General features: G+C 68.8%; 13 protein-coding genes. 6 read left to right on the top strand and 7 right to left on the bottom strand.

The genetic code is table 11. From position 1 onward, the window contains the following. The first annotated feature begins 214 nt into the window (after nt 1–214). The 4 genes from BW41_RS15895 to BW41_RS15880 are packed head-to-tail and all read left to right on the top strand — an operon-like array spanning nt 215 to nt 5,007. Nucleotides 215–916, top strand: a complete 702-nt coding sequence (locus BW41_RS15895) for an acetylxylan esterase (RefSeq protein WP_200870448.1) — start codon at nt 215–217, stop codon at nt 914–916. Between the two features lie 16 nt (nt 917–932). Then, nucleotides 933–2,369 (top strand): arabinan endo-1,5-alpha-L-arabinosidase, encoded by a 1,437-nt coding sequence (locus BW41_RS15890; protein ID WP_037535540.1) that lies wholly within the window; start codon nt 933–935, stop codon nt 2,367–2,369. Nucleotides 2,370–2,389: 20 nt separating this feature from the next. Next, nucleotides 2,390–3,448, top strand: a complete 1,059-nt coding sequence (locus BW41_RS15885) for an alpha/beta hydrolase (RefSeq protein ID WP_051583558.1) — start codon at nt 2,390–2,392, stop codon at nt 3,446–3,448. After that, the gene (locus tag BW41_RS15880; RefSeq protein WP_037535536.1) at nt 3,445–5,007 is read left to right on the top strand and encodes a glycoside hydrolase family 43 protein; all 1,563 of its coding nucleotides are present in this window, start codon (nt 3,445–3,447) and stop codon (nt 5,005–5,007) included. Before BW41_RS15885 ends, BW41_RS15880 begins: the two co-directional genes overlap by 4 nt. A gap of 6 nt (nt 5,008–5,013) precedes the next feature. On the opposite strand, the gene BW41_RS15875 is transcribed toward BW41_RS15880, so the two are convergent. Genes BW41_RS15875 through BW41_RS15850 form a run of 6 tightly spaced genes read right to left on the bottom strand, consistent with a single transcriptional unit; the run spans nt 5,014 to nt 17,062 of the window. Continuing rightward, the gene (locus BW41_RS15875; RefSeq protein WP_037535535.1) at nt 5,014–5,781 is read right to left on the bottom strand and encodes a FadR/GntR family transcriptional regulator; all 768 of its coding nucleotides are present in this window, start codon (nt 5,779–5,781) and stop codon (nt 5,014–5,016) included. A gap of 60 nt (nt 5,782–5,841) precedes the next feature. After that, entirely contained in the window at nt 5,842–7,722 is a 1,881-nt protein-coding gene (locus BW41_RS15870) for an NPCBM/NEW2 domain-containing protein (protein ID WP_037535533.1), read from the bottom strand. After that, nucleotides 7,719–10,391, bottom strand: coding sequence for a glycoside hydrolase family 3 C-terminal domain-containing protein (locus BW41_RS15865; RefSeq protein ID WP_037535717.1), 2,673 nt, complete (start codon nt 10,389–10,391; stop codon nt 7,719–7,721). The genes BW41_RS15870 and BW41_RS15865 overlap by 4 nt, the downstream gene beginning before the upstream one ends. A gap of 42 nt (nt 10,392–10,433) precedes the next feature. Continuing rightward, on the bottom strand, nt 10,434–12,377 hold the full coding sequence (locus BW41_RS15860) for a sialate O-acetylesterase (protein ID WP_037535531.1): 1,944 nt from the start codon (nt 12,375–12,377) through the stop codon (nt 10,434–10,436). A gap of 17 nt (nt 12,378–12,394) precedes the next feature. Further along, nucleotides 12,395–13,936: a tryptophan halogenase family protein gene (locus tag BW41_RS15855; RefSeq protein ID WP_037535529.1), complete on the bottom strand. Its 1,542-nt coding sequence runs from the start codon at nt 13,934–13,936 to the stop codon at nt 12,395–12,397. A 60-nt stretch (nt 13,937–13,996) separates the two neighbouring features. Beyond that, nucleotides 13,997–17,062 (bottom strand): TonB-dependent receptor, encoded by a 3,066-nt coding sequence (locus tag BW41_RS15850; RefSeq protein ID WP_037535526.1) that lies wholly within the window; start codon nt 17,060–17,062, stop codon nt 13,997–13,999. Between the two features lie 229 nt (nt 17,063–17,291). Here BW41_RS15850 and BW41_RS15845 point away from each other — a divergent pair, with 229 nt between their 5' ends. Beyond that, nucleotides 17,292–17,978: a SapC family protein gene (locus BW41_RS15845; protein ID WP_037535716.1), complete on the top strand. Its 687-nt coding sequence runs from the start codon at nt 17,292–17,294 to the stop codon at nt 17,976–17,978. After that, complete coding sequence (locus BW41_RS15840) at nt 17,975–18,970, top strand: cupin-like domain-containing protein (protein WP_037535524.1); 996 nt, start codon at nt 17,975–17,977, stop codon at nt 18,968–18,970. The genes BW41_RS15845 and BW41_RS15840 overlap by 4 nt, the downstream gene beginning before the upstream one ends. On the opposite strand, the gene BW41_RS15835 is transcribed toward BW41_RS15840, so the two are convergent. Then, entirely contained in the window at nt 18,971–21,664 is a 2,694-nt protein-coding gene (locus BW41_RS15835; RefSeq protein WP_235199799.1) for a DUF5695 domain-containing protein, read from the bottom strand. Between the last annotated feature and the right edge of the window lie 10 nt (nt 21,665–21,674).

Below are 21,674 nucleotides of genomic sequence, written 5' to 3'. Positions count from 1 at the left end.
TTACTCCAAGAAATAGCGTCGCAGCCGATAGACACGATAGCGTGACCAGCATAGGTTCCGCGTCACGCACAGGACGACAGAGGCGGCGCGATCGGACGATCGCAGACTGCAGCCCGCGTGACGACAGGAGGGGATGACCGCGATGCCCATCGACCGTGACGCTCGGAGTAATCGCCGCTTCCGCTGGCGATTCTTGTCCCTTCGCGGATCGCAGATGCGTGCGTCGCTGCCGCATTGGCTGACGACAGCGACGGCGGCGCTGCTGATCGGTGCGACGCCTGCATCCGCCGGGCAACAGGCGGCTCCGGCAGCCGGGATCGCACCCTATTTCACGCCCGCCGCCGCGGCCCCCGCGACGCCGGACGGTGACGGCTTCCTGCGCCGCTGGCTGTTGCTCGAACCGATCACCAAGCCCAATCGCAGCAACGCCGGCTTCACCGCCAGCTATGTGCGTACCGCGCTCACCACCGACTATTTCCCCGGCCAGTTCACCGCAACGCCGCACGACGGCGATACGGTGCGCGCCGCCGAACCGCTGCGCTGGCATGCGCTTGATTCGAACAGCTTCGACATCAAGCTGTTCAACCTCGCCCAGGGGCTCGGCAAGCCGACCTATGGCGTGATCTTCTGGGCCTATACCGTGGTCGATTCCCCGCGCGAGATGCGCGACGTGCGGATGGCGGTGGGGTCCAACGCCGCGTCGATCTGGTGGCTCAACGGCAAGGAGGCGGTCGGCCTGTTCAACGACCGGAGGATGGTGATGGACGACGTGCTGTCGGACCGGCTGACGCTGCGCAAGGGCCGCAACGTCATCCGTGGCGCGGTGATCAACGGCCCGGGGCTGAGCGACTTCTGCCTCCGCTTCCTCGATGCGGACGGCAAGCCGATCACCGCTTTGTCCACCGTGCTGCGCTGATCCGGGGAGAGACGCCATGATCCGTTCCGCCGCCCTGCTGCTCGCGCTCGCATCTGCCACTCCGGCCGCCGCGCAGCTGGCGGGCGAGCCGTTCATCCACGATCCTTCCACCGTCACGCTGTCGGACGGCCGCTGGTATACCTTCGGGACGCGGCAGGGCGGGCTCGTCTCCGACGACGGCTGGACGTGGCATGGCGGGCCCGTCCGCCCCGGCGGCGGCGTCGCGCCCGACGTCATCAAGATCGGCGAGCGCTATTACGTCGCCTATGCGGTCGGCGGCGGCGGCATGTCGGGGGGGCACGCCAGCCAGGTCAAGATCATGTGGACGCTGTCGCTCGACCCCAAATCGCCGCGCTTCGGCTATCACGACGTCGGCGTCGTCGCGTCGAGCGACGGGGTCGAGACCGCGGACGCGATCGATCCCGATTTCCTGCTCGTCGACGGGCGGCTGTGGCTGACCTACGGCACCTATTTCGGGCCGATCCGCATCGTCGAGCTCGATCCGAAGACCGGGCTGCGCGTCGCCGGCAACCAACCGGTCGATGTCGCGATCGACATGGAAGCGACCGCGATGATGTATCGCGACGGCTGGTATTACCTGCTCGGCACGCACGGCACCTGCTGCGACGGGCCGAACTCCACCTATCATATCCGCGTCGGCCGGGCGCGCAGTCCGCTCGGGCCGTATCTCGATCATATGGGCGTGCCGTTGCTGCGCGGCGGCGGCAAGCTGGTGGTGAGCGCGCGCGGCCGGTCGATCGGACCGGGGCATTTCGGCCGCATCCAGCTCGACGGCGGGGTCGAGAAATTCTCGATGCATTACGAAGCGGACATGGATCGCAGCGGGCGCAGCGTGCTCGGCATCCAGCCGCTGCTGTGGCGCGACGGCTGGCCGGTGGCGGGCGAGAATGTCGTGCCCGGCACCTATGAGATCGCCTCGGAGCGCAGCGGCTATGCGCTCGGCCTCGCGACCGACTTCGTCCGCATCCCGTTCGACGCGCGGGCGAGCTTCATGGCCAAGCCGAGCGATCCCGTCGCGCCGCTGCCCGACCAGAGCCTCGCGCAGGACAGCGCCGGCTGGCCGCAGGGGCGGGTCCGCGTCGACCTCGCCGATTATATGGTCCGGCCGCATCAGCTCTGGACGGTCACGCCGGTCGCCGGGGCGGGCGGCTGGTTCGGCGCGCCCTATTACAAGCTGACCATCGCCGGCACGACGCGGGCGCTGGCCGCGACCGCCGCGGGCGAGGTGGAGGCGGTGCCCGTCTTCACCGGCGCGGCCGAGCAATTGTGGCAGATCGACCAGCTGACCGACGGCAGCTATCGCATCAAGCCCAAGACGGTGCCGGGCGGCCGCCGCGACCTGGCGCTGGTCGCGATCGGCGCGAGCACGCCGTCGCTCGCCGCCTTCGATCCGGCGAGCCCGGCCGGGCGCTGGACCTTCCGACGGCCATGAGCGCAAATCGAGGACTTCGCATGATCCGACTTCCCCTGCTCGCCGCCGCGCTTGCGCTGTTCGGCGCTGCCTCCGCCCCGGCGCAGGTCGCGACGCCCGCGCCCCCGCCGGTTGCTGGCGCCAAGCCGGTGACGGTCGAGCGGATCACCGTCCATGCGCCCAGCGTCGAAGGCAATCTGGAGGGCAACAGCGCCGATCGCGCGGTGCTGGTGGTGCTGCCGCCCGGCTATCGCAGCCATCCCAAGCAGCGCTATCCGGTCGTCTATGCGCTGCACGGCTATTCGATCGGCGTCGAGCAATGGGTCAAGGAGATCCATGTGCCGCAGACGATCGAGGGCGCCTTTGCGCAAGGCACGCGCGAGATGATCGTCGTGCTGCCCGACAGCAAGACGATGCACAACGGCTCCTTCTATTCGAGTTCGGTGACGGTCGGCGATTTCGAGACGTTCGTCGCCCGCGATCTCGTCGCCTATATCGACGGCCATTACCGCACCCTCGCCGACCGGCGCAGCCGCGGGCTCGCCGGTCATTCGATGGGCGGATACGGCACCGCCCGGATCGGGATGAAGCATCCCGAGACGTTCGGCGCGCTCTACATGATGAGCCCGTGCTGTCTCTCCACCCGCGCGCTCGGCCAGACCGATGCGGCGGCCGAGGCGACGATCCGTGCGCTGCGCTCGCCCGCCGACAGCGCGAGCCTGCCGTGGGGGCTGCGGGCACAGCTCGCCACCGCGGCGGCCTGGTCGCCCGATCCCAAGGCGCCGCCGTTGTTCCTCGACCTGCCGGTCAAGGACGGCGTCTCGCAGCCCGACGTGCTGGCCCGCTGGGCGGCGAATGCGCCGCTCGCGATGCTCGACCAATATGCCGGCAATCTCAAACGGTATGCCGCGATCGGGATCGACGTCGGCGATCGTGACGGGTTGAAGGACGATGCCGCGCGGCTGCACGACGGGCTCGACCGCTACGGTATCGCCAACAGCTTCACCGTCTATCCGGGCGATCACGTCAGCGGCGTCGCCGGGCGGGTGCAGGGGGCGATGCTGCCCTTCTTCGGCCGGGCGCTGGCGTTCGGCCGATGAGGCTCGGCCTGCTGGGTGCGGCGCTGCTGATCGCCGGCGCGGCGTCGGCGCAGGTGTGGCGTTCGGATCAGGGCGACGGCAGCTTCCGCAACCCGGTGCTTTACGCGGACTATCCCGATCCCGACGTGATCCGCGTCGGCTCCGATTATTATATGGCGAGCACCACCTTCGCCAACGTGCCGGGGATCACCATCCTGCACAGCCGCGACCTGATCAACTGGACGATCGTCTCGCATCTCGTCGATCGGCTGGAAGGCCTGCCGCAATACGATCTTCAGGGCGGCAACGCCTATCGCAAGGGGCTCTTCGCCTCGAGCCTGCGCTATCATGCCGGCACCTATTATCTCGCCAACACGCCGGTCGGGCAGAAGACGCGCATCTGGTATGCCAAGGACGTGCGCGGGCCGTGGCGCTATCACGAGCTGGAGCGCGAGGCGTTCGATCCCGGCCTGTTCATCGAGCCCGACGGCCGCGCCTATCTCGCCACCGCCTCCACCGCCGACGGCACGATCACGCTGCTGACGCTCGATGCGGCGCTGGCGCATGTCACCGACGCGCGGCGAATCCACTATATCAAGGGGGCGGAAGGGTCGAAGATCATCCGCCGCGGCGACTATTATTATCTGTTCAATGCGCTGCCGCCGCGGCTCGCGCTCAGCGTGTCGCGGTCGCGCAGCCTGTTCGGGCCGTGGGAGACGCGCGACCAGATCGACGACAAGACCGGCGGCCATCAGGGTGCGCTGGTCGATCTGCCCGACGGGCGCTGGTTCGGCTTCGTCATGGAAGACAGCGGCGCGATCGGGCGGATGACCAACATGAGCCCGGTGTTCTGGCAGGACGGCTGGCCCGTCTGGGGCACGCCATCCGCGCCCGGCCGCGTGCCGCGCCGCGCCGCCAAGCCGATTCCCGGCGGCCGCTTCGCCGAGCCCGGCACCTCAGATACGTTCACCGCCCCGCGGCTCGGGCTGCAATGGCAGTGGAACCACAATCCCGATCCCGCGCGCTGGTCGCTGACCGAGCGGCCGGGCTGGCTGCGGCTGCGCCCGACGCTGGCGCCGCGCTTCTGGTCGGCGCGCAACACGCTGACCCAGAAGGGGCAGGGGCCGGCAAGCCGTGGCGAGGTCAAGCTCGACATCCGCCATCTCGCCGCGGGCGACCGCTGCGGCTTCGGGACGCTCGGCCAGTATAGCGGCAATCTGACGGTGACGCGCGATGCCGCCGGCCGGACCACATTGCTGGCGGAAACCACGGAGGATCGCGTCGAGGGCGCGGTCACGACGACACAGGCGAGCGCCGCTCTGCCGCGCAGCGAGGCGCTGTGGCTGCGCACCGACATGGACTTCACCACCGATCGCAGCCGCTTCGCCTACAGCCTCGACGGGCGGCGCTGGACCGCGCTCGGCGGTGACGTGCCGCTCGCCTTCGCGTGGCGGACGGGCACCTTCCAGGGCGAGCAATATGCGCTGTTCTGCTATAACGCCGCGCCGAGCCGGGGCTGGATCGACGTCGACGGCTTCACCCTGTCGAAGCTGGCGCCGGCCGGGCCGGTGCGCCCCTAGCGACCGTCAGACCCGCGTTTCGGCGGGCATCGCGCTGCGCGTGTCGTTGAGCGCGAGGTCGACGAGCGCCTGCATCGCCGCGGTCGCGCCGGCGATATCGCGGGCCGCGACCGCGTCATAGACACGCGCATGGTCGGGGATGGGGTCGCGCGGCAGCGCGCGGGTGCGCTGCTTGAACTGCGTCGTCCACGCCACCGCCGCGCCGATCGACGCGCCGAGCACGATCATCGCATCATTGCCGGTCGCGTGCAGCAGCGCATCATGGAAGTCGCGATCCGCGGCGCGGCCCTCCGGAGTCGCCAGCGTGTGGCGGCGCATGCCCTTGAGCGCCTCGCCCATCCGGCTGAGATCCGCGCGCGTGCGGCGATCGGCGGCCAGCGCGGCGGCGGCGGGCTCGACCACCAGCCGCAGTTCGAACAGGCTGCGGATCAGCCGTGGATCGGGCTCGCCGGCAAAGGCCCAGGCGAGCACATCGGGGTCGAGCAGGTTCCACCGTTCGCGCGGCAGCACGTGCGTGCCGGTCTTGGGGCGGCTTTCGACCAGCCCCTTAGCGGTCAGCACCTGCACCGCCTCGCGATAGGCGCCGCGGGAGACGTCGAGCGCCTCCGCCGCGGCGATTTCGCCGGTCAGCACGTCGCCGGGGCGATACTCGCCCGACAGGATGGCGATGCCGAGCTTGTTGGCGACCGCGCCGCGCAGACGCCGGCCCGGTCGCCGCGTCCGCGGATCGGGTGCGGGCACGGCTGCCCCGTCGGTCTCATCTTCGCTGGCCACCCGACAGACAAGGCGCGGATCACAGGATAAGTCAATAAGCGGAAGGTATTGGCATAGTGCTTAGCGGGACAGTGCGGCCTCGGCCCAGGTTGCCGGCTGGATCGCGCCATCGCTGGCGCGCGCGACCAGCTCGACGATCGCCACGCCGCGCACGTCGGCCTGCATGGGAGCGGCCGGCGTGCCGAACGCCATCGCCGGCGAGCGGCCGAGCAACCGCCCGTCACCCCATATCTCGAACGTGACCTTGCCGGCCTTCTGTCCGGAGTCGTTGACGCCGACCTGCGCGCTGAAGCGGGTGAAGCCCTGGTTGCGGACCTCCAGCCGCGAATTGGCAAGGATGCCGATGCCGGTGTCATACTCCCGCCCGGCGACGCGCATCAGCTTGCCATAAGGCGCACGATCCGCCTCGGCACCGCCCCAGCCGCCATATTGCGGATGGTCGCCGGTGCCGCGGGTGCCACCCCAGGGCGTCGGCGAATGATGGATGGTGGGATCGGCCTGTGGCGTCGCCACGCCGTCGACCGCCGGATTGACCCGGCCGGTCTGTTCGGAAAGATAGAGGCCGTTCGCCAGCCGCCGCGTGCCGCTGGCGCGGAACACGCGCGTCTCGTGCGGGGCGAGCGTCAGCGTCGTCTCGCCGCGGAAGCGGCTGTCGGCCTTGCTCCACAGGTCATGCAGCCGCACGTCGGCCGAGGGGAGCAGCTTGAGGTGGTCGGCGGTGAGCACCGCCCTGGTCGGGGCGGCGGTGCGGTTGAAGATCGCGACGCCCTTGCTGCCGTCCGCCAGCGTCTTGGCGAAGATCTGCACGTCGTCGGAATCATAGGCGAGTACCGCCTGATTGCCCGCCGCATCCTGGTTGAGCGCGACGAGATCGGCATTGCCGAAGATCGTCAGCAGCTCGGGGGTCAGCTTGCGCAGGTCATAGCCGATGATCAGCGGCGCGTTGAGCATCGCCCAGAGCGAGAAGTGCGAGCGTGCCTCGACCGGATGCGCCGTATCGAAGTCGCCGGTGCCGACGAACAGCATGTCGGGATCATTCCACGAACCGGGGTGCGCGTATAGCGCGCGATGCGTCACCGTGTCGAAATTGGTCAGCATCCGCGTCCAGATCGGCTGGATATCGTCGCTGGTCCGCGAGCTGTTGCCGACGTCCTTGCCCCAGGCGCGCACGTCGCCCGCACCCCAAAGGCATAGCGAGAAGACATAGGGCCGGTCCCCCGCATAACGGCGGATCGCGCCGCCGACCTGCTGGTACAGGCCGCGGATGCCGGCGATGTCGGAGCCGCCGAGCGACTGCATGTCGACCAGCGGCGGCAGAGCCCGGTACAGGCCCGATCGGACGCGCGGCGCATCGGCGGGCAGGCCGCGGATACCGCAGGCATCGACCTTGATGAAGTCGAAGTTCCAGTCGCGGAAGTAGAGTGCGATGTCCTGGTCGATATGGCCGTACAGGCCGATCTCCCGTTCGGCGACGGTGCCCTCGGGCTGGTTCTTGAAATCGGGCGTGTAGATCTGGCCGCAGCTGTTGCGGCCGATGTCCGAATAGATGCCGGCCTTCAGCCCCATGGCGTGCAGCCGGTCGGTGAAGGGGCGGAAGCTCGGGTCGCGACCCGTCGCGGCGGAGGGGAAGTGATCGGTGCGGATCAGCATCCGCCCGTCGGGCTGACGACGCTTGAGCCACCAGCCGTCGTCGATGTTGACGTAGCGATAGCCGAGCTTGACGAGGCCGGTGTCGAGCAGCGCCTGGGCCGAGGCGAGCACCTTCTCCTCGTCGACATCGCTGTTGAAGGCATTCCAGCTGTTCCAGCCCATCGGCGGCGTCGGGGCGCTGCCGTCGGTATTGGCGCTCCATCGGCCGGTGGCGGCGAGCGGATCGGCGGCGAGAGCCGGAGTCGCGAACAGCCCCAGCGCGGCGCCGGCGAGCAGGAGGCGGCGGATCATTTCGGCAGCTCCGCGGACTGACGGGCGGTGAAGGCGGCCGACTGGCCGGGAACGCCGGTCCCCGGCTGGCTGGCGCCGACGGTGACACGGTAGCGCCCCGCCATCACCATCCGCCGGCCATCGGGCGTCACCGCGCTGAGATCGCGCGGCGACAGGTCGAACCGCACGTCCTTCGCCTCGCCCGGGCGCAGCGCGACGCGCTGGAAGCCGCGCAGCGCAACGCGCGGCACGCCGGGCGCATCCGGGAAGTCGAGGTAGAGTTGCGCCACCTCTTCCCCGGAGCGCTCGCCGCTGTTGGTGATGCGGGTGGCGACGCTGAGGCCGGTCTCGGCCCCGCCCGGCGCGGGGGTGACGGTGAGCGGCGCGAAGGCGAAGCGCGTGTAGCTGAGGCCGTGGCCGAAGGGATAGACCGGCGTGCCCTTGAAATAGCGATAGGTCCGGCCGGTCATCGCATAATCGCCGAACGGCGGCAGGTCGGCGACGCTGCGGTAGAAGGTCAGCGGCAGCCGGCCCGATGGATTGGTGCGGCCGGTCAGGATATTGGCGGCGGCAAGCCCCCCCGCCTCGCCGGGATACCAGGCCTCCAGCACCGCGGCGGCATGATCCTTCGCCCAGGCGAGGTTGATCGGGCTGCCGTTCATCGCGACGAGGACGATCGGCTTGCCGGTGGCGCGCGCCTGGTCGAGCATCGCCAGCTGGTCGGCAGGCAGGTCGAGCGTCGTCTTGTCGCCGCCGGAGAAGCCCGGCATCGTCACCCCGGTCTCTTCCGCTTCGAGGTCCGAGGTCAGGCCGACCACCGCGACGAGCACGTCGGCTGCGGCGGCGGCGCGCTTGAGATCGGCGTCGGGCGTCGCCGAGACGCGCTTCCAGACGAGGTCGCCGCCGCCGCCGGTGACAGTGAACGGATAGCGCTTGCCCGCGGTCAGCTCGATCGTGGTCATGCCGGGCAGATCGTTCCAGCGCGCCTTGGTCCGATCCGAGACGATCCGCCCGTCGAGCTCGAGCGTCCCGCCCGACCCCGACAGGCCGACGCGGTAGCGGCCGGTCGCAGGCGGGACGAGGAAGCCGGTGAACACCGTGCGATGGACGTCGGCGACGCGCGCGAGGTCGAGGTTGCGGTCACCGACATCGGGTTCGATCCGCGTCACCACCGGCTTGGCCTGATAGCGGACCGCGGCGATCGTCTTCTCGCGCGTCCCGGGGGCGAACAGCGCCGGCAGCGGCGTCGCCGGATTGTAGTAACGGGCGAGTACGCCGGGCTTGCCGTCGGGGGTGCGCAACGCGCTGGTCGGCACGCGGTCACCGTCGGTCATCGACTCGCCGAAAGGCACCAGCGTCACCTGGCTCGCGCCGAGCGTGGTGCGCAGGCCTTCGAGCACCGAGACCGGCGGCCCGGACAGGCCCGACGAATAATTGCCGCGCAGCACGCGCGTCGCATCGCCGAGCGGCCCGACCACCGCCACCTTGACGCCGCTGCGCAGCGGCAGCACGCCGTCGTTCTTGAGCAGCACCATCGATCGTTCCGCGGCGGCGAGCGCGAGCGCGCGATGCGCAGGGCTGCCGATCGCGCCGGTCGGGATCGCGGCGGGGGCGCCGGCCAGGCCGGGCAGATCGCCGTTGCGGTAGCGCGCGGCGAATAGGCGGATCAGCGCCTGATCGACATCCCCCTCGCTGATCAGGCCGCGGTCGAGCGCCTCGCGATAGCGGGTCTCCAGACCGGCGGTATCGGCGGTCGAGGCGTTGTTGCACTCGCTGTCGACACCGGTGCGCAGCGCCGCGGCGACCGCGGTGGCGCTGTCGGGGGCGTATTTGTGATTGTCGGCGATGTCCTTCACCGCGTCGCAGTCGGAGACGACATAGCCGGTGAAACCCCAGGCGCCGCGCAGATGCTCCTTGAGCAGCAGGTCGCTCGCGCAGGCGGGCTGGCCATCGATACGGTTGTACGCGCACATCACCGATCCGGCACGCCCGTCGACGATCGCGGCACGGAAGGCGGGCAGATAGGTGTCCTCAAGATCGTGCGGCGACACGAAGACGTTGGCCTCGTGCCGCGTGCCCTCGGGACCGCTGTGTACCGCGAAATGCTTGGGCGTGGCGATCACCTGCGGGCGATCGGGGTTCGGCCCCTGCATGCCGCGGACGAAGGCGACGCCCATCGTCGCGGTGAGGAACGGGTCCTCGCCATAGGTCTCCTGTCCACGCCCCCAGCGCGGATCGCGAAAGATGTTGATGTTGGGCGACCAGGTGTCGAGTCCGTTGCCGATCCGCCCGACCCGGCCGGTCTCGCGCGCGAGCGTATGGAGGCCGCGCACCTCGGTCGAGATCGCGCCGGCGACATCATGGACGAGCGGCGCGTCGAAGCTGGCGGCAAGGCCGATCGGTTCGGGAAAGTTGGTGGTGTTGCGCGCGCCGAGTGCGCCGTGGAGCGATTCCGTCCACCAATTATAGGCGGGGATGCGCAGCCGCGGGATCGCCGGCGCGACGTTGAGCAATTGCGGCAGCTTCTCGGCGATCGTCATGCGCGCGACCGTCGCGGTGGCGAGGCGGATCGCCTCGTCGCCTTGCGCCGCGGCCGGCGCCGGCGTCTGGGCGGGCGTCGTGGATTCGCGGGCCAGCGCCGGGGTGAGGGCGAGCGCGACGCCCGCCGTGGCTAGGGCCGTCGCTCGCATGGTGATCGCCTTCATTGTCTCTCCCGTCGCGGCATTTGCCGCTTATCGTGTTACCGGCACCTCGAAGGTGCCGACCGGCAATTGCGCCTCGTCGGCGAGGTTGGTCGCCGGCGAATCGGCCCAGGCGTAGCGGACGCGCGTCACCGGCTTGCCGTCCCCCGGCAGCGTCACCGTCGTCTCCGCCACGGTGCCGCTCGCATAGCGGCAGCTGCCGGGCGCCGCGTCGCACAGCTGGAAGCCGATCGCGCGATCGGCGCCCCGCGCGTGCAGCGCACCGGTTACGCCCGCGAATTGTAGCGCGACGCCGCCACCCGCGGCCGCATGGGCCCCGGCGATCGTCGGACCGGAGGCGGCTATGCTTTCCTTATAGACGGCCGCACGCATCACCCGCGCGAGCCGCTGGCCGACCTCGTGCTTTTCGCCGGGATGGATGTCGAGCACGTCGCCGATGTCGAGCGCCACCGCGATGCCGGCAAGCGGGTCGGCGGCGGCGACGCGGCGCTGCGCATCGCGGACGATGCCCCAGCCGCTGTCGGACGGCGCGATCTCCGGCGTGCCGTAGGAGGCGAGCTGGACGATGCCCGCGGCGGCGCGCGGGCTGGCGAAGCGACGGCGCCAGTCGGCGATCAGCGCGGAGAGACGCCGGTCATAGCCGGGAATGCCGGTGTCGGACTCGCCCTGATACCAAGCGATGCCGGCGATATGCATCGGCGACAGCGGCGCGATCATCGCATTGTACAGCGTGCCGGCGCCATTGATGTCGTCCCACGGCACGCGCGGCGCGGCACCGGGCAGACGCTTGGCGATCGCATAGCGCCAGCCGCTGCCGATCGGCACGCTGGAGCCATCGGCGAAGGTGACGCGCATCGTGTCCGCGGGGCCGGTCATGCCGCCATAGGCATAGACGTCGTCGTCATTGACGGTGATGACGTTGCGCCCCGCCTTCAACGTGCCGGCGGGCAGCGCATAGACGCGTGACTGCGCGGCGAGGCTGCTGCCGCCGACTCCGACGCCGTTGACCCAGGTCCGATCGGCATCGTCGACCATGCCGAGCACCAGCGTCGCCGCCCCGCGCGCCTGTTCGGCGGTGACGTCGATCGTGCGCTGATACCAGATCATGCCGTTATAGTCGGCGAGCGCAGGAATGCCCCAGGTTTCGAAATTGGTCATCGCCGGCACCGGCTGCCAGTCGAGCGCGGCATCGGCCTGCCACGGTTCGCGGCCGCGCGCGTCGCCCGAACCGGCGCGCCACCAATCCTCCCAGATGCCCGAGGCGCGACGTTCGGCGGCAGCGGGGTCGCGGGCATAGAGCGCGAGCAGATCCGCCTCCGCGCCCATGCCGGCGCTGCGCAAGGCCGGCGCGCTCATCCAGGCGCTGATCCGCGATCCGCCCCAGCTCGAATGGATCGCACCGATCGGCACCTTGGCGGTGCGGCGCAGCGCCTGCGCCATATAGAAACAGGCCGCCGAAAAGCCCTGCGCGCTGGTGTTGTCCGCGGCGACCCAGCGCGGCGGCTGCGACAGGCGGGCGAGCGGCGCGGGCGCGGCGACCTTGGCGATGGTGAGCAGCCGCAACTGGTCGTCGAGCGGCGGATGCGCGTCCGGGATCAGCTTCTGCGCATCGGTAACCGCGAGCTCCATGTTGCTCTGGCCCGAGCAGAGGTAGACGTCCCCGATCAGGATGTCGCGGATCACCGCCGCGCCGCTCGCCGCGGCGATGGTCAGTTCATAGGGGCCGCCGGCGGGCAGCGCCGGCAGCTGCGCGGTGAACCGCCCGTCGCGCGTCGCCTTGGCGGTGACGGTATGGCCGGCGAGCGAGATCATCACCGTCTCGCCCGCGCCGGCATCGCCGCTGAGGTCGATCGGCTGATCGCGTTGGATCACCGCATGGTCGGCGAGCACCCCGTCGAGCCGCGGTGCCGCGGCGGCAGTAGTGGCCAGACCGAGCGCGAGCATCAGGCACGAGGCGGAGGCGAGAAGACGCATGGCGGGCCTTTCGGGGGTCAGATGGGTTGCAGGCCGTGACGGACGATCCGCTCGATCAGCTCACGGTGGCGCGGCAGGCTGGCGACCATGCGCTGCGTCTGCATGGCATTCTCGCGCCGCGCGCGCCGTGCCAGCTCCGCCTCACCCTCGATCGTGCCGGGCAGCACCGCGCTGCGCGCGCCCATGCCGTAGAGGACATATTGATAGCTCGCCGAGGGGAACACCTCTTCGGCGCGGTCGAATTCGTCGTGCAGCCACGGCGACTGATGCTGCCACAGCTCCATCAGCCCGCGCAGCCGGTCCGGGATCGTCTCGGGCCGGGCATTGTCGCGCCAGAAGTCAGTATCGGTGCGCCGGGTCAGGGCGTAATGCAGCTTGAGGAAGTCGATGATCCGGCCCCAGCGGTAATGGGTCGTCTCGTTGAAGCGGCGCGCGACCACGTCCATCACCTCGCGGCACGGCGGCAGTTGCTCGGCGATCATCTTCGCCGACAATTCGATCAGCACGATCGCCGAGGCTTCGAGCGGTTCGAGGAAACCCGCCGCCAGCCCGACCGCGACGCAGTTGCGCTCCCAGAACCGTTCGCGATGACCGGCACGGATCGCCAGCCTGCGCACCGGCAGATCGGCGCCGGCGGGGCCGAGATAGGCGCGCAGCTCACGCTCGGCGGCATCGACGTCGATATGGCTGCTCGAGAAGACATGGCCGACGCCGCGCCGCGTCGGCAGGCCGATGTCCCAGATCCAGCCGGCGGATTGCGCGGTCGAGAGGGTGTGGCTGGCGATCGGATCGTCCGCCTGTGCATAGGGGACCTGGATCGCCAGCGCGGTGTCGCAGAACAGGGTGTCGGCGCAGCTGCGGAAGGGTACGTCCATCGCCTTGCCGATCAGCAATGCGGCAAAGCCGGTGCAGTCGACGAACAGATCCCCGTCGACGGCGATCCCCTGTTCGGTGCGCAGGCCCGTGATGTCGCCGCCCTCGTCCTTGAGCACCTCGGTAACGTCGGCGAGGACGTGGCGGACGCCGAGCGTGTCGCAGCAATGGCGCTGGAGAAACGCGGAGAATTTGCCGGCGTCGAGGTGATAGGCATAATTCGCCTGCCCCTCATATTCGGGCGTCGCCATCGTCTTGGGGGCGAGGCCCTCGTCGCACAGCCGGCCCTGCGGCGTGACCATGTCGCAGAAGCTGTCGTCCCCGCCCGCAGCGAGCCAGTGCGGCGCAAGATTCACGCTGCCGAATTGCTGCGGCAGCATCAGCGGATGGTAATAGCCGTCGTCGACGGCGCCGGTCGTCCAGCGGTTGAAGCGCGCGCCCTGTTTGAACGACGCGTCGCACTGGCGGAAGAATTCGGTTTCGGAGACGCCCATGCGTTTGAGCGTGGTGCGCAGCGTCGGCCAGGTGCCTTCGCCGACGCCGATGATCGGGACGTTCGGCGATTCGACCAGCGTGACGGTAAAGCCGTGCGGCCGCTGGCCCTGATGACGCGCCGCAATCACCCCGGCGGTGAGCCACCCGGCGGTGCCGCCGCCGACGATGACGATGTTCCTGATCGGATGCATGGCCCTGATGTTCGCAAAAAACGGGCGGAGCGCAAGTTGCGCCCCGCCCAGGGGAGAGGATCAGAACCGGTAGCGTGCGCCGACCGTATAGCGGCGGCCATAGTCGAACACGTCGAGCAGCTGGTTGGAATAGCGGCCGTGCGTGCTCTGTTGATTGTTGTTGACGTTAAGCGCCTCACCAAAGACGCTGAAGTTCTTGCTGATGTCGTAGCTCGTCGTCAGATCGATCTGGAAGCTCTGGTTGACGAAGGTCGGCTCCGACCCGAACGAACCGGTGTTCTGGTTTTGGCCGAACTGGAGCAGATATTTGTCGCGCCAGTTGACCGCGGTGCGGAACTGGAAACCGCCCTTGTCATAGAAGCCGACGAAGTTGGCCGAATTGGCGAGGCCGGTGACGGCGAAGCCGGTCTGGCTGATGTTGGTGCTGTCATAGGGCCGGTTGGTGTTGACGAAGGTGGCATTGGCCTGGAAGCCGAAGCCGGTATCGCCGAACACCTGTTGCAGCGCCAATTCGACGCCGCGCACGGTGGCGTCGGGGCCATTGACCTGCTGCGACACGGCGAAGCTCGCCAACGTGCCGGTCGTCGGGTCGATCACGCCGTTGATCGCCTGCCGCGTCACGCCGCCGACGATGAAGTTGCTGACGTTCTTGAGGAAGAAATTGACCGCCAGATAGGAGTTGCGACGGTAATACCATTCAGCGCCAAGATCAAAATTATCGGCAAGATAGGGTTTCAATGTGGCGTTGCCGCCGCTCGCCGACAGCGCGCCGACGCGCTGACCGCTGCCGACGTTGAGCACCGGATTGAGCAGGCTGAGTGACGGACGGGTCAGCGTGCGCGATGCATCGATACGCAGGATCAGATTGTCGGTCAGTTCCAGCTTCGCATCCACGCTTGGCAGGAGGTACGAGTAGGAATTCCTTACCGTGTTGGCTTGTACTGCGGTGTAGCCAGGAGGCACGCCGTTGCCGCCGGCAGGAATAGACAGCAGCGTCGGGTCGGCGATGCTTGTTTGGAAGTAGATCGGCAGTCGGCCCTGACCGGTCGACACGAGGTTTGTCACCTCGTTGCGTAACCCTGCATTGAATGTGAACGGCAGGCTGCCGATCTCGGTCTTGAAGTTGGCGCTGAAATACAGCGACCACGTCCGCTCGCGGACGCGCAGCACACTGCCCGGATCGACTGCCTCGTCGAATGTGCCCGTGAAGCCGTTGACACTGCCGTAGTTGAAGCCCGGCACCGTCGTCGCCGACGGGTTGCCGAGGCTGGTCAGGTAATTCTGATAGGCGATCGGGCTGAACACGAACACCGACGGCGGCAGGCTGCCCTTGAAGCCCGGGATGAAGTTGTTGAGGCTGACCGAGCCCTGATAGAGGCTCGACGGCAGCGGCGAGATGCCCGTCGTGCTGCCCGACGGCGCACCATAGCCGGCATAAGCCTGCCAGAAGTTGTTGGTGAAGGTGCTCTGATTGCGGAAGTTGAACGTGTCCTGATAATATTGGCCGCCGGCCTTCAGGGTGACGTTGTCCTGCTTCCAGGTGGCGTTGCCGCGGAACTGGACGAGCTCGTCGGTATTGTGCTGCGTCTGGTTGACGGTAACGTGGCTGCCGATCAGTGACTGATCCGCCCAGCCGGCAGAGTTGCCCGCCGGACCGTAGCCGCTGATCGTCGGGAAGGCATCCTTGCTGTCGCCGAGCACGCTGAAGCGCAAATTGTTGCTCAGCGCATTGCCGTACCCGATGTCGCCATTGGCGCTGCCGATGACGTTGCCGGGGTTGAGCCAGCTCTTGGCGTAAGCGACGTCGCCTTCCAGCGTCAGGTTGCTGGTCGCGTCATATTTGACGTTGAGGCCGGTCTGGTTGGTCTGCAGGATCTGCTTGTTGAGCGCGGCGGTGAAATCGGTCGGCGTGCCGGTCTGGGTAAAATCGGTCGCGGTGCCGTTCGAATCGAGCGTGACGTTGCGCAGCGAGCCCTGGCTGAACCAGACGCCGAACGCGTAATTCTCCTGCGTGATCTTCTGGCGCGAGAAGTTGTTGTCGATCGTCAGCATCAGATCATCGGAAGGATGATATTGCAGCGCGATGCGCGCATCGACGCGCTCGTCCTGCACGCGCTGCTGCTCGGCGCCATATTGCTGCGGGAACCAGCCCGGAAGATTCTGTCGGTTGCTCGCGGTGGCGTAGGCGGCCGAATTGGTGTCCGCGGTCGGCGTGCAGGTGCCGGTGAAGCCGGCGAGCTGGCAGGGCGCGTAGTTGCCGCCGGGCCAACCCGACACATAGACACGATTGGTATCGGTATCACGCTTGGTGTAGATGACGTCGGCGAGGACGCCGAACGTCTCGTCCTTGTTGGTGCTGCTGATCAGCAGGCCGCCGGTCGGCACGATCTTGCCCGAACGATCCTGGATCGATCCCGAACCGGTCGCGGCGACGCGGAAGCCGGGATGGTCGAACGGCTTGGGGAAGGCGATGTCGACGGTCGCGCCGATCGAGCTCGATGCGAGCGAGACGTCGGGAGTCTTAAGCACACTGAGCTGGCCGATGAAATCGACGCCGACGGTCGAGAAGTCGATCTGGCGACCGCCGGTCGCGGTCGAGATGCGGCGGCCGTCGTACAGCGTGGTGTTGAAGTCGCCGCCGAAGCCGCGGACGGTGATGCCGGTCGGCTCGCCGCGCGATCCGTTGCGCTGGATCGACACGCCGGGCAGGCGCTGAAGCGAGGCGGCGACGTTCGAATCGGGGAATTTGCCGATGTCCTCGGCGGAGATGACGTCGACGACGCCCGACGAGGTACGCTTGAGGTCGAGGTTGCGCTGGAGCGACCCGCGCAGACCGACGACGACGATATCCTCGCCGGGACCTTCCGCGCTATTGCCCTGCGACACGTCCTGCGCGGTGGCGGCATCCTGAGGCTGGCCCGCCTCCGACGCGGTGGTCGTGTTGGCGGTCGACGGCACCGCAGGCTGCGGCGCGGCGGGCTGGCTGGTCGTGCTGTTCTGCAGATTGCCGTCCTGCGCCAGCGCGGGCGAAGCCCAGCCGAAACCGGCGAGGCTGGTGGCGCAGGCAAGAACGTGAAGCCGGCGGAACCCGCGGGCTCCACAACGGGCGCGCGTAGACGTAGACATTAGGCATCCCCTCTTCTGATGCGCATGACCCCTTCTGGCGGGGGCGTGGGCGCGTGTTCATTTCTTTCGCGATTCGCCGGCACGACGCCAGGAACCATCTCGAACGGTAGCGCTCACAATAATGGGCCGGTGTGGATTTGCAAGCATTTGTAAGAGTGATCGTCGCTTTGCATCGGCGACGGATCGTGCGAATTGCAGCGCTACCAAAAGCAAGGTGATGGAGGGGCCGATGCCGGACTGGCAGATGTTGAACCGCGCGGATCATGCCGCGCTGCGCCTGTCGCGCCGGATCGACACCCCGCGCCACTTCGCCCAGATCGTCGCGGACGAATTCCTCAAGGCGGCGCCTTATTATCCGATCCTGTTCACCAAACACCCCGAGACCGGCGCCTTTTATGCCGGTGTGGTGATGGGGCTGGAGCCTGGGCGCAATCTGCTGAGCGCGGATGGCGCGCTCCGCGACTATCGGCCGGCGGACCTCGAGCGACAGGGGTTCTTCATCGCCGAGGGGCAGGTCGTGATCGATCGCGAGCATGCCGCGTTCGCAAAGGACGAGGGCGCCGCGCTGTTCGAAGCGACCGGCGAGGCGACGCCTGCGCTCAAGCGCGTCCAGCAGGCGCTGCACACGCTCGACCAGGGTCTTGCCGCGACCGACGCCTTCATCCGGCGGCTGCTCGATCACTGGCTGCTCGAACCGATCGACGTCGCGATGCAGTTCGACAATGGCCAGAGCGTGCAACTCGACGGCCTCTACACCATCAGCCTCGATGCGCTGCACGCGCTGCCCGACGAGGCGGCGCTGGCGCTGTTCCGGGCGGGCGACCTGCAACTCGCTTATGCGCAGACCACTTCGGTGCGGCATCTGCGCACGCTCGGGCGGATCCACAACGATCGGCTCGCGGCGGCGGCGCGATGATCGCCGAGGCGCCGGCGGCGGCGCTCGCCGATCCCGCCGCCTTCCGGTCGCAGGTCGTCGCGGCGGGGGCGCCGGTCGTGCTGCGCGGCGTCGCACGCCATTGGCCGATGCTCGCCGGCGGGCGAGAGGCGGTGATCGCGGCACTGTCGGCGGCGGATGCCGGCCAGTCGGCGGAAATGTTCATCGGCCGCCCGGCGATCGGCGCGCGCTATTTCTATGACGAGGCGCTCGCCGGGTTCAACTTCACGCGCGAGATGGTGCCGTTCCGCGACGCGCTGACCCGCATCGTCGCGACCGCCGAGGCGGCCGACCGGCCGAGCCTGTACATGGGATCCTTGCCGGCCGAGACCTATCTGCCGGGGATCGCGGCGGCGGTGCGGCTGCCGTTCGTACCGGCCGACGTCTCGCCGCGGGTTTGGATCGGGCATGCCTCCAGCGTCGCCTGTCATTACGATGCGATGGACAATGTCGCCTGCGTCGCAGCGGGCCGCCGCCGCTTCACGCTCTATCCGCCGGAAGCGATCGGCGATCTATATGTCGGACCAATAGACCATACGATGGCCGGCCAGCCGGTCGGCCTCGCGGTCGGCAGCCCGCCCGGCAATACCCGCTTCCCGCGTTTCGAGCGCTGGCGGGATCGCGCCGAGCTGGTCGATCTCGAACCCGGGGATGCACTCTATGTCCCCAAATTGTGGTGGCATCAGGTCGAGGCGACCGATCCGGTCAACGTGCTGGTCAATTACTGGTGGGACGGTTTCGCCGATGGTCCCGAAGCGCCTTATACGACGATGCTGCTGGCGATGCTCGCGATCGCCGAACGCCCCGCGGCGGAGCGGGCGGCGTGGCGGGCATGGTTCGACCATTATGTCTTCCGGCCGGAGCGGCATCCGCTGCATTTCCTGCCCCCTGCCAAACATGGCATCCTCGATGGTCAGCCGGCCAGCCGCAGCCGCATCCGCGATCTGGTGATGCGGTTGCTGCGTGGCGGTTGATCAGCGCGGGCGCAGCGTCACCTCGACCGGCGTCGTTGCGAGCGGCAGCGTGACGCCGCCGCGTTCCGCCGTGCCGCCGGCGACGGCATAGTCCCGCCCGGCCGGCGTGGTGCGCGCGACGAACAGCCGCGCGGCGGGCGTGGCGGCATCGGCGGGATCGAGCGTCAGCGTGATCGCTCCCGTCTTCGGCGCGTAGCGCGCCGCGGCGATCCGACCGGCGGCGAGCGTGATCCACTGGCCGGCGGGGGCGATGAAGAGCCGCGTGCGGGCGCCGTCGCGCGGCCGGATCGTCACGCTGCCGGCGGCCTGTGTCACCTCGCCGCCGAAGCCGAGCCAGCCGAAGGTCGGGTCGTCGACCAGATAGCTCGCCACCGCATAGGCATGCGCGAAATAGCCCATGCCATAGTCGCCGCTATACGCATCCCATTGCATCCGGTCGGGCCAGGCATGGAAGGCGGCGGAGGCAAAACCATCGCGATCGATGTTGGTGACCCCACCCATCAGCCCGCCGTAGGCGACGCGCAGCAGATGCAGATCGGTGGGATCGCGGCGGAATGAATCGAACAGCGGCAGCGCATTGTTGGTCGAACCGTAATGGTGGATCTGCCGCTCGATCCGCGCCGTCTTGCCGCCGTAGAGGAAGTCCCAATAGCGGCGCGCATTGCCGTTATAGCCCCAGCTCGGCAGAGTCGGATCATAGCCGAGGATCACCTCACGCGTCTGCACCGCCTGCCGCTCATAGCCGAAATGGCGCAGCCAGTCGTAAACCTCGGGCTGGCCGGTCGAATCCCACGCCATCTCGCTGCCGAACGGATAGCGCAGGCCTGCCCAATGGTCGGTTCGCGCGCGCATCAGCGCCTCGATCCGATCGGCTTCGGCGGTCATCCCCTCGCGGCGCAGATCGGCGAGGATGTCGAGGAAGACGTTGCCCTCCATCTGGCCGAATTGCGTATAATAGGGCGCGTCGCGCATCATCGCGACGATCGTCGTCTGCGCCCAGTCGAGATACCAGCGCCAGTCATGCCGCGTGACGAGGCCGACATGGTTGCGCGCCAGCCGGTAGAGCACCCAATGGCCGATCGCGACATGCGGATAATTGTACGATCGGCCGAGATCGCCGGCCTGTTTGGCATCCCACGCCGTCCAGCTCTTCCACGCCGCCGGATCGCGATACAGCGTCGGGAAGCGGGCGGGATCGTAATAGAACAGGCTCTTGCGCACGCCGCCGCGATGCGGCCCGTCGGCGACCTGCAAGCGGCCGACCACTGTTTCGTCGACGAGCCGCTCGAGCTTGGCGACCTCGGCCGCATCGGGATGATCGAGCTGCTTCATCATCGCCGCGACCCAGCTGCCCGCGCCGCCCTCGTCGCTCATCCCGGCGATCCACACGCGCGGTTCGACATCGACGATCCGCTGCGCCTCGTGGTCATAGGTGAGGATCGCGGGCGAGCGGCCGAACGGATCGCCTTTGCCCTCATACCATTGCCGCGTCGTCGCAAACCGGCCGAGCGCCGCCATCGTCGTGTCGAGCGGCCGGGTGACGTAATAGCTGACCGTCTGCTGCTGCCCGTCGGCATAATGGAGCGTCAGCCGCGCCGGGCCATAGCCATGGCTGCGGATCGCCAGCCGCGTCCAGCCGTGGATGCTGCCCGCGCGCCGGACGGCGAGCGCGTCCGCCGGGCTGCTGTCGAAGCCGGTGAGGCGCGACGGCGCGCGGACGAACAGGCTGGCGCTCTGTTCGGTCGGCACGACATAGCCGGGCAGGCCGATCGCGACCGGGCGGCGCTGCGCGATCAGCGTCGGTTCGATGCCGCGGATCGTCGGCGCGGCGACGAAGCGGACGCCGACCTCCAGCGACGCACCCGGCGCGAGCAGGCGGCTGGTCGGCGCATTCCATTGCCCACCGGCGTTGCGCCATTCGCGCTCGGCGAACCCGCGCGAGTGGACGAGCCAGTCGTAAAAGCCCTCGAACGTCTGTTCGCGGCGCGTCTTTTCGGTGAACACCGCGTCCGCCGGCGCATGCGCGGCATCGGCGAGCGGGGCATAGGCCTCGAACGGCGTATCGCGGCCGGGCAGGACGAGCAGCGCCGGACCCTGGCCGTTGAGCCGGGTCACCTGGAGATAACCGGCGTCGCGGCCGATATAGGGATCGGCGAAGCTCGCCTGCGCATGCGCCTGATCGAGGTCGCGTCCGGTGATGATATTGTCGAAGGCCATCGGCATGCCGAGCCCGCCGATCTCGACCGCGGCCGCGCTGCGGTTGGTCAGCCGGAAGCGCAGGGCGAGCGCGCCGCGATCGATCTGCCAGCGGCGCTCGACGAGGAGCGGCATGCCGTCGCCCATCGTCGCGGTGATGTCCGCCGCGGCGATCGTGCCGCGCGGCGTCGGCAGCGCGACGATCGGCCGGCGGCGATGCGCCGAGCCGAAGTCGCGCCACGTCCCGCCCGCGACGCGCAGCCGCAGGTCGAGATCCCCGACGTGATTATAGCCATCCCCCGACCGCTCCGCCTCGCGCGCGGTCGGCACGAAGCTGAAGGCCGGCTCGCCGGCGGGGGAGAGCTGCGCCAGCGTCTGCGTGTCGGCGCGCAGCGTACCGTGCAGCGCGCCGATCGCGAATGGCGTGACCGGCACCGCCGGTGCCGCCCCGGCGAGGAGGAACAGCGCGCCGAGCGCGGGCAGGCGGGTGATCGACATCCGGGCCCTT

It is taken from the genome of Sphingomonas sp. RIT328, from assembly GCF_000632225.1.
Taxonomy (GTDB): domain Bacteria; phylum Pseudomonadota; class Alphaproteobacteria; order Sphingomonadales; family Sphingomonadaceae; genus Sphingomonas; species Sphingomonas kyungheensis.
Note: the sequence above shows the minus strand (reverse complement) of the source record. Positions and strands in the feature narration are given on the sequence as shown.

Excerpts from the sequence above, each read along its gene's own strand:
- BW41_RS15845 (WP_037535716.1), top strand. The coding sequence starts at position 17,292 with ATGCCGGACTGGCAGATGTTGAACCGCGCGGATCATGCCGCGCTGCGC.
- BW41_RS15890 (WP_037535540.1), top strand. The coding sequence starts at position 933 with ATGATCCGTTCCGCCGCCCTGCTGCTCGCGCTCGCATCTGCCACTCCG.
- BW41_RS15870 (WP_037535533.1), bottom strand. The coding sequence starts at position 7,722 with ATGATCCGCCGCCTCCTGCTCGCCGGCGCCGCGCTGGGGCTGTTCGCG.
- BW41_RS15895 (WP_200870448.1), top strand. The coding sequence starts at position 215 with ATGCGTGCGTCGCTGCCGCATTGGCTGACGACAGCGACGGCGGCGCTG.
- BW41_RS15860 (WP_037535531.1), bottom strand. The coding sequence starts at position 12,377 with ATGCGTCTTCTCGCCTCCGCCTCGTGCCTGATGCTCGCGCTCGGTCTG.
- BW41_RS15855 (WP_037535529.1), bottom strand. The coding sequence starts at position 13,936 with ATGCATCCGATCAGGAACATCGTCATCGTCGGCGGCGGCACCGCCGGG.
- BW41_RS15865 (WP_037535717.1), bottom strand. The coding sequence starts at position 10,391 with ATGCGAGCGACGGCCCTAGCCACGGCGGGCGTCGCGCTCGCCCTCACC.
- BW41_RS15880 (WP_037535536.1), top strand. The coding sequence starts at position 3,445 with ATGAGGCTCGGCCTGCTGGGTGCGGCGCTGCTGATCGCCGGCGCGGCG.
- BW41_RS15850 (WP_037535526.1), bottom strand. The coding sequence starts at position 17,062 with ATGTCTACGTCTACGCGCGCCCGTTGTGGAGCCCGCGGGTTCCGCCGG.
- BW41_RS15885 (WP_051583558.1), top strand. The coding sequence starts at position 2,390 with ATGATCCGACTTCCCCTGCTCGCCGCCGCGCTTGCGCTGTTCGGCGCT.
- BW41_RS15835 (WP_235199799.1), bottom strand. The coding sequence starts at position 21,664 with ATGTCGATCACCCGCCTGCCCGCGCTCGGCGCGCTGTTCCTCCTCGCC.
- BW41_RS15840 (WP_037535524.1), top strand. The coding sequence starts at position 17,975 with ATGATCGCCGAGGCGCCGGCGGCGGCGCTCGCCGATCCCGCCGCCTTC.